General features: G+C 67.9%; 1 protein-coding gene (cut by a window edge). It reads left to right on the forward strand.

Annotation, left to right across the window (positions count from 1 at the left end):
* Window positions 1-8,506: the 3' portion of a type I polyketide synthase gene (locus tag AOM46_RS35735; RefSeq protein WP_267887835.1), read on the forward strand. Its footprint begins 19,631 nt before the window's first position; the window shows 8,506 of its 28,137 coding nt (coding positions 19,632-28,137); its start codon lies beyond the left edge, outside the window; its stop codon occupies window positions 8,504-8,506.
* Window positions 8,507-8,542 lie beyond the last annotated feature (36 nt).

An 8,542-nucleotide genomic window follows, 5' to 3' on the forward strand; every position in this document is an offset into this window, starting at 1 on the left:
CATCGATCCCACCTCCCTGCGCGGCAGCCAGACCGGCGTCTACGCCGGCGTGATGTACCACGACTACGCCGCCGCCGGCATGGGCCGATTCCCGGACGGCGTCGAAACCTTCCTCGGCACCGGCAACGCGGGCAGCGTGCTCTCCGGCCGCGTCGCCTACGCCTTCGGCCTCGAAGGACCGGCGATCACGGTCGACACGGCATGCTCCTCCTCGCTCGTGGCCCTCCACTCGGCGATCCAGGCACTGCGCGCCGGAGAATGCTCACTGGCCCTCGCCGGCGGCGTGACCGTCCTGGCGACGCCCGAGATCTTCACCGAGTTCGACCGACAGGACAACCTCGCCTCGGACGGCCGCTGCAAGTCCTTCGCCGCCTCGGCGGACGGCACCGGCATGTCCGAGGGCGTCGGCCTGCTGTTGGTGGAGCGGCTTTCGGACGCGCGGCGGAACGGCCACCAGGTGCTGGCGGTGGTGCGGGGTTCGGCGGTGAATCAGGACGGCGCGTCGAACGGTTTGACGGCGCCGAATGGTCCCTCCCAACAGCGGGTGATTCGGCAGGCGTTGGCGAATGCGCGGTTGACGGGTGCGGATGTGGATGTGGTGGAGGCGCATGGGACGGGGACGCGTCTTGGGGATCCGATTGAGGCGCAGGCGTTGTTGGCGACGTATGGGCAGGATCGGGGTGAGGGTGGGGAACCGTTGTGGTTGGGGTCGGTGAAGTCGAACATCGGTCATACGCAGGCGGCTGCGGGTGTGGCGGGTGTGATCAAGATGGTGTTGGCGTTGCGGCATGGGGTGTTGCCGGCGACGTTGCATGTGGACGAGCCCTCGCCGCAGGTGGACTGGTCCGAGGGCGATGTTGCGTTGTTGACGGAGGCGCGTTCCTGGCCCGAGGTGGGTCGCCCGCGGCGGGCGGCGGTGTCGTCGTTCGGGATCAGCGGGACCAATGCGCACGTCATTCTGGAGCAGGCGCCGCAGCCCGAACCCGAGCCGGTTACCGAATCCGCGGTTGGTTGGCCGGGGTTGGTGCCGTGGGTGGTGTCGGCGAAGTCCGAGGCCGGGTTGCGGGCTCAGGTGGCCCGGTTGCGGTCGTTCGTCGCCGAGCGTCCCGAGCTGGACGCGGTGGATGTGGGTTGGACGTTGGCGACAAGGCGGGCTGGGCTGGAGCATCGGGTCGTCCTGGCCGGCGATGGAGACGTGCTCGCCACCGGCACCGCAAGCGAAGGCCGCACCGCGTTCCTCTTCACCGGCCAGGGATCACAACGCGCGGGGATGGGCCTGGGCCTTTATGAGGCGTTCCCGGTCTACGCCGAGGCGTTCGACGCGGTCTGCGCCCGGTTGGACGCGCGGTTGGAGCGTTCGCTGCGTGAGGTCCTGACCGATGGGGTGGGGCTGGATCAGACAGGCTGGGCGCAGGCGGGCCTGTTCGCTCTCGAAGTCGCGCTCTATCGCCTGGTCGAGTCCTGGGGCGTGACCCCGGATGTGTTGCTGGGCCACTCGTTGGGTGAGATCACGGCCGCGCATGTGTCCGGGGTTCTGTCGCTGGACGATGCGTGTGTGTTGGTTGCCGAGCGCGGTCGGTTGATGCAGGCCCTGCCCGCCGGTGGTGGAATGCTCGCCGTCCAGGCCACCGAGGCCGATGTTGCCGACTCCGGGCTTGACCTCGCCGCCGTCAACGGCCCGAACTCCGTGGTGCTTTCGGGTGCTGTTGAGGCGATTCGGGTGTGTGTGGCGAGGTGTTTGGAGCGGGGGTGGCGGATCAGTGTTCTGTCGGTGTCGCATGCGTTCCATTCGGCGTTGATGGAGCCGATGTTGGATGAGTTCGCCGCTGTTTTGGCTGGGTTGACGTTTAACCCGGCTCGGATTCCGATCGTTTCGAATCTGACGGGGGCGGTTGCTGAGTCTGGGCAGCTGCAACAGCCCGAGTACTGGCTGAGGCAGGTGCGTGAGACGGTTCGTTTCGCCGATGGGGCCGCGACGCTCGACGCCATGGGGGTGACGCGGTATGTGGAGCTGGGGCCCGCCGGAGTGCTGTCGGGGATGGCCCAGGAGACTGTTGCGGATGCGGTGTTCGTGCCCGTGCTGCGTAAGGATCGGGATGAGGTGGATGCTGCTCTGACTGCGGTAAGTCGGTTGTGGGCGGTGGGTGTTGGGGTGGATTGGTCGGCGTTGTTGGTTGGTGGTCGTGGGGTGGGTCTGCCGACGTATGCGTTCCAGCGTGAGCGGTTCTGGCCGGAGTCGGCTTCCGGGTCCCTTGGCGGCGGTTTGGTTGATGCGGCGTTCTGGGATGCGGTGGAGCGTGGGGACACGCGGGAGTTGGCCGGTTTGGAGTCGGCGTTGCCGGCGTTGTCCGCCTGGCGTCAACGTCATCAGGAACAGACGGCGTTGGACTCGTGGCGTTACCGGATCACCTGGAAACCGTTGGACGGTCTTCCCCCATCGTCAACGTTGACCGGCGTATGGGCGCTGGTGGGTTCGGACGATGCCGAGGTGTCGGCCGCGCTGACCGGTGCGGGCGCGACGGTGGTGAGTGTCCCGGCCGAGGAGGTGTCGGTGCTGCCCGAGGTGGTGGGCGTGGTGTTGGTGGCTGGTGATGTGGCTGAGGTGTTGGGCGTGGTGCAGGTGTTGGGTGGGGTGTCGGCGCCGTTGTGGGTGGTGACGCGGGGTGCGGTGTCGGTGGGTGGTTCGGATCGGTTGGCCAATCCCGACCAGGCGGGGGTGTGGGGTCTGGGCCGGGTCGCGGCCCTGGAAATGCCCGGCCGTTGGGGCGGTTTGGTCGATCTGCCGGCCGAGCGGGACGCGCGGGCCGGTGCTCGTCTTGTCGGCGTCCTGGCTGCGGGCGTCGCCGGTGAGGACCAGGTCGCGGTGCGTGCGGCCGGAGTGTATGGCCGCCGTCTGGTTCAGGCGATGCCGGCCGAGGCCGTGGACGAGGCATGGAACCCGGCCCCCTCCGGGACGGTTCTGATCACCGGTGGTACCGGGGCCCTGGGCTCGGAAGTGGCGCGGTGGTTGGCGGGTCGGGGTGTGCCGCATCTGGTGTTGACCGGTCGCCGGGGTGTTGCGCCGGAGGGGTTGGTTGAGGAGTTGGCTGAACTTGGTACTCGGACGACGGTCGTTGCGTGTGATGTTGCGGACCGGGACGCTCTTGCCGCAGCGATCGACGGTATTCCGGCGGAGTGGCCGTTGAGTGGTGTCGTGCATGCGGCCGGGGTGTTGGATGATGCGATGTTGGATGGTTTGTCGGGGGAGCGGTTGGCGTCGGTGTGGGGGCCGAAGGTCGGTGGGTTGCGCAATTTGGATGCGTTGACGGTCGGGCTTCCTGTTGAGTGGTTGGTGGTGTTCTCCTCGATGGCGGGCACGGTGGGGAGTGCGGGGCAGGGGAACTATGCGGCGGCGAATGCGGCGGTCGATGCGTGGGTGCAGGAGCGGCGTCAGCGTGGTCTGCCGGCGGTGTCGATCGCTTGGGGCCCGTGGGCCGAGGGAGGAATGGCAACAGACGATGTGGTGATGCGTCGCCTCCGGCGCGGTGGCGTACGGCCGTTGGATGTCGAGTTGGCGCTGCGGGTCTTTGCCGAGGCTGTTCGGCATGGTGGTGTGGATATGACGGTGGCGGATATCGACTGGGAACGGTTCGCCCCGGCCTTTGCCTCCGCGCGCCCCAGCCGTCTGCTGGCCGAACTCCCGGCAGCCGCAATGGTGTCGTCGGCGCTGCTCGCAGAAAACGGCGAGGAGTCGGGACTGCGACAGCGGCTTGCGTCAATTCCGGTCGGGCAGTGGCAGCAGGTTCTGTTTGATGTGGTGCGGGAGCAGGCTGCTTCGGTTTTGGGGCATGGGAGTGGGCAGGTTGTTGAGCCGGGGCGGGCGTTTCGGGATCTGGGTTTTGATTCGTTGATGGCTGTGGAGTTGCGTAATCTTCTGTCGGCGCGGACGGGGCTGGGGTTGCCGACGTCGCTGGTTTTTGATTATCCGACGCCTATGGTGTTGGCCGCTTATTTGTCGGCGGAGCTGGCGGGCGATGTTGGTGTTGGTGTTGTGGTGGCGTCCGAGGTGGGGGTTTCGGCCGCCGTGGCTGTGGATGAGCCGTTGGCGATTGTGGGGATGGCGTGCCGGTTCCCGGGTGGGGTTGGGTCGCCGGAGGAGTTGTGGGATCTGGTGGATGGCGCGGTGGATGGTATGTCGGTGTTCCCGACGGATCGCGGCTGGCCGGCGGATGTTCCCGGTGGTGTGGGCGCGTTTATTGCGGACGTGGATGGCTTCGATGCGGGGTTGTTTGGGATTTCGCCGCGTGAGGCTCTGTCGATGGATCCGCAGCAGCGGCTACTGCTGGAGGCGGCGTGGGAGGCGTTTGAGTCGGCGGGGATGGATCCGCGTTCGTTGCGGGGTCGGAGTGTGGGGGTTTTCGCGGGGACAAATGGTCAGGACTATACGCACCTGTTGGCTGCGTCTGGGGAGCGGGGTGAGGGGCATGCGGCCACGGGTAATGCGGCGGCGGTGTTGTCCGGCCGGGTCTCCTATGCGTTCGGGTTGGAAGGTCCTGCGGTGACGGTGGATACGGCGTGTTCGTCGTCGTTGGTCGCGTTGCATTGGGCGGGGCAGGCATTGCGGTCGGGTGAGTGCGAACTCGCTCTGGCCGGCGGGGTGACGGTGATGGCGACGCCTGGTGCGTTTGTGGAGTTCGATCGCCAGGACGGGTTGGCCGGGGACGGTCGGTGCAAGGCGTTCGCGGCGGCGGCGGATGGCACGGGGTGGGGTGAGGGTGTCGGGATGCTGCTGGTGGAACGGCTGTCGGACGCGCGCCGTAATGGGCACCAGGTGCTTGCGGTGGTGCGGGGGAGTGCGGTGAACCAGGACGGCGCGTCGAATGGTCTGACCGCGCCGAACGGCCCCTCCCAACAGCGCGTCATCCGCCAGGCGTTGGCGAACGCCCGCCTCACCAGCGCCGATGTGGACGCGGTCGAGGCCCATGGCACGGGGACCCGGCTTGGTGACCCGATCGAGGCGCAGGCGTTGTTGGCGACCTATGGGCAGGATCGGGACCAGGACAGTCCGCTCTGGCTCGGTTCCATCAAGTCGAACATCGGTCATACGCAGGCGGCCGCGGGTGTGGCGGGTGTGATCAAGATGGTGTTGGCGTTGCGGCATGGGGTGTTGCCGGCGACGTTGCATGTGGATGAGCCGTCCCCGCAGGTGGATTGGTCGGCGGGCGCCGTGGAACTGCTGACGCGGGCGCGTGCGTGGCCGGAGGTGGATCGGCCGCGTCGGGCGGGTGTGTCGTCGTTCGGGATCAGTGGGACGAACGCGCACGTCATCCTGGAGCAGGCGCCCGAGCCGGAACCGGTTACCGAACTCACGCGTCAGCGGCCGGGGTTGGTGCCGTGGGTGGTGTCGGCGAAGTCCGAGGCCGGGTTGCGGGCGCAGGTCGCACGGTTGCGGTCGTTCGTCGACGCGCGGCCCGAGCTGAACGCGGTCGACATCGGCTGGTCGTTGGCGACGACCCGGGCCGCTTTGGAGCATCGCACGGTACTGTCCGGCGACGGGGATGTGCTGGCTTCCGGAGCCACGACCGAGGGCCGAACCGCGTTCCTCTTCACCGGCCAGGGATCCCAACGCCCCGGCATGGGCCTCGGCCTGTACGAGACGTTCCCGGTGTTCGCCGAGGCGTTTGACGCGGTCTGCGCGCGGTTCGACGTTCGGCAGAGCCGTCCCCTGCGTGCGGTGCTGACCGATGGCGCCGATCTGGACCAGACCGCATGGGCCCAGACCGGCCTGTTCGCCCTCGAAGTCGCCCTCTACCGCCTGGTCGAATCCTGGGGCGTCATCCCCGACGTCCTCCTGGGCCACTCGTTGGGTGAGATCACGGCCGCGCACGTCGCCGGGATCCTGTCCCTGGACGATGCCTGCACGTTGGTCGCGGAGCGCGGACGGTTGATGCAGGCGCTGCCCGCTGGTGGTGGGATGCTCGCCGTCGAGGCGACCGAGGCCGATGTCACCGACTCGGGCCTGGATATCGCCGCCGTCAACGGCCCGAACTCCGTGGTCCTCTCCGGCGATATCGACGCGATCAACCACTACGCGGTCGAATGCGCCCAGCACGAGCGGCGGTTCAACATCCTGACCGTGTCGCACGCGTTCCATTCCGCCCTGATGGAACCGATGCTGGAGGAGTTCGCCACTGTCCTGACCGGGTTGACGTTCAACCCGGCCCGCATTCCGATCGTTTCCAACCTGACCGGCGCCATAGCCGAGCCCGGCGCCATAGCCGAGCCCGGCGCCATAGCCGAGCCCGGCGCCATGCAGCAGCCCGAGTACTGGCTCCAGCAGGTCCGTGGGACGGTCCGTTTCGCCGACGGCGTCGCCGCCACGGCTGAGTTGGGCGTGACCCGTTACCTCGAACTCGGCCCGGACGGTGTGCTGTCCGGTATGGCCCAGGACACCGTCACCGACGCCACCTTCGCCGCCCTCCTGCGCAAGGACCGCGACGAGACCGACACCGCCCTCACCGCCCTCAGTCGCCTGTGGACCACCGGCGCCGCCATCGACTGGCCAGCCATGTTCACCGGCTGGGGCGGCCGCCGGGTCAGCCTGCCGACCTACGCCTTCCAACACGAACGCTACTGGCCCCAGCTGCCGATGCGGGAAGTCCAGGATGCGTGGCGTTACCGGATTACCTGGAAGCTGTTGGCCGAGCTGCCGTCGGCGAGGTTGTCGGGTACGTGGGCAGTGGTCGGTTCGGGGGACGCCGAAGTGACTGCGGCGTTGGCGGATGCCGGTGCGACGGTGGTGAGTGTTTCGGTTGAGGAGGTGTTGGGGCTGCCCGAGGTGGTGGGCGTGGTGTTGGTGGCTGGTGATGTGGCTGAGGTGTTGGGCGTGGTCCAGGTGTTGGGTGGGGTGTCGGCGCCGTTGTGGGTGGTGACGCGGGGTGCGGTGTCGGTGGGTGGTTCGGATCGGTTGGTCAATCCTGACCTGGCGGGGGTGTGGGGTCTGGGTCGGGTTGCGGCGTTGGAGGTGCCGGATCGTTGGGGCGGCTTGGTCGATCTGCCGGCCGAGTTGGATGGGCGGGTGGGTGCTCGGTTTGTTGGGGTTCTGGCTGCGGGCGTCGCCGGTGAGGACCAGGTCGCGGTGCGTGGGGCTGGAGTGTATGGCCGCCGTCTGGTTCAGGCGATGCCGGCCGAGGCCGTGGACGAGTCATGGAACCCGGCTCCCTCCGGGACGGTTCTGATCACCGGGGGTACCGGGGCCCTGGGCTCCGAGGTGGCGCGGTGGTTGGCGGGTCGGGGTGTGCCGCATTTGGTGTTGACCGGTCGCCGGGGTGTTGCGCCGGAGGGGTTGGTTGAGGAGTTGGCTGAACTTGGTACTCGGACGACGGTTGTTGCTTGTGATGTTGCGGACCGGGACGCTCTTGCCGCAGCGATCGACGGTATTCCGGCGGAGTGGCCGTTGAGTGGTGTCGTGCATGCGGCTGGGGTGTTGGATGATGCGATGTTGGATGGTTTGTCGGGGGAGCGGTTGGCGTCGGTGTGGGGGCCGAAGGTTGATGGGTTGCGCAATTTGGATGTGTTGACGGTCGGGCTTCCTGTTGAGTGGTTGGTGGTGTTCTCCTCGATGGCGGGCACGGTGGGCAATCCCGGGCAGGGGAACTATGCGGCGGCGAATGCGGCGGTCGATGCGTGGGTGCAGGAGCGGCGTCAGCGTGGTCTGCCGGCGGTGTCGATCGCTTGGGGCCCGTGGGCGGAGGGCATGGCCGGGGATGCCTCGGTCGTGCAACGCCTACAGCGCGGTGGCATACGACCGTTGGACGCCGAGTTGGCGCTGCGGGTCTTCGCCGAGGCGGTTCGGCATGGTGGTGTGGATATGACGGTGGCGGATATCGACTGGGAACGGTTCGCCCCGGCCTTTGCCTCCGCACGCCCCAGCCGTCTACTGGCCGAACTCCCCGAAGCCACCCTCACACCGGAGACCCCGGGCCAGGGCACCGAAGCCGGGCTGCGCGCACAACTGGCCGCACTCCCGGTCGGGCAGTGGCAGCAGCTTCTGCTGGATCTGGTCCGGACGGAGGCCGCCTCGTTGCTCGGCCACACCGGAGTGCAGGCCGTCGAACCGGGCCGCGCGTTCAGGGAGTTGGGCTTTGACTCGTTGATGGCGGTCGAACTGCGCAACCTGCTGGCCGCCCAGACCGGGCTGTCCTTGCCGGCCTCGCTCGTCTTCGACTACCCCACGCCCGATTCCCTCGTCGACCATCTCCGCGCGGAGCTGACCCCCGACGAAACGCGGCCGACGGCCTCGATAGCCGAGGAACTCGACCGCCTTGAAACCAGCCTGCTGATGTTGTCCCGCGCCGAAGGCGAACGGGTTGATGTCGCGGGTCGGTTGCAGACCCTTCTGGCGACCTGGCGGAAGGGCACGGCCACCGATGACGAGGAAGCAGTTGCCGACGACGCGCTGGACCAGGCGGCCAGCGCCGACGAAGTGCTGCAGCTGATCCAGAAGGAATTCGGGGGCCCGCAGTGAACAGCGTCCAGACACCTCCCGTGAAGGGTGACGGCC

It is taken from the genome of Streptomyces sp. NBRC 109706, from assembly GCF_000974485.1.
Classification (GTDB): domain Bacteria; phylum Actinomycetota; class Actinomycetes; order Streptomycetales; family Streptomycetaceae; genus Streptomyces.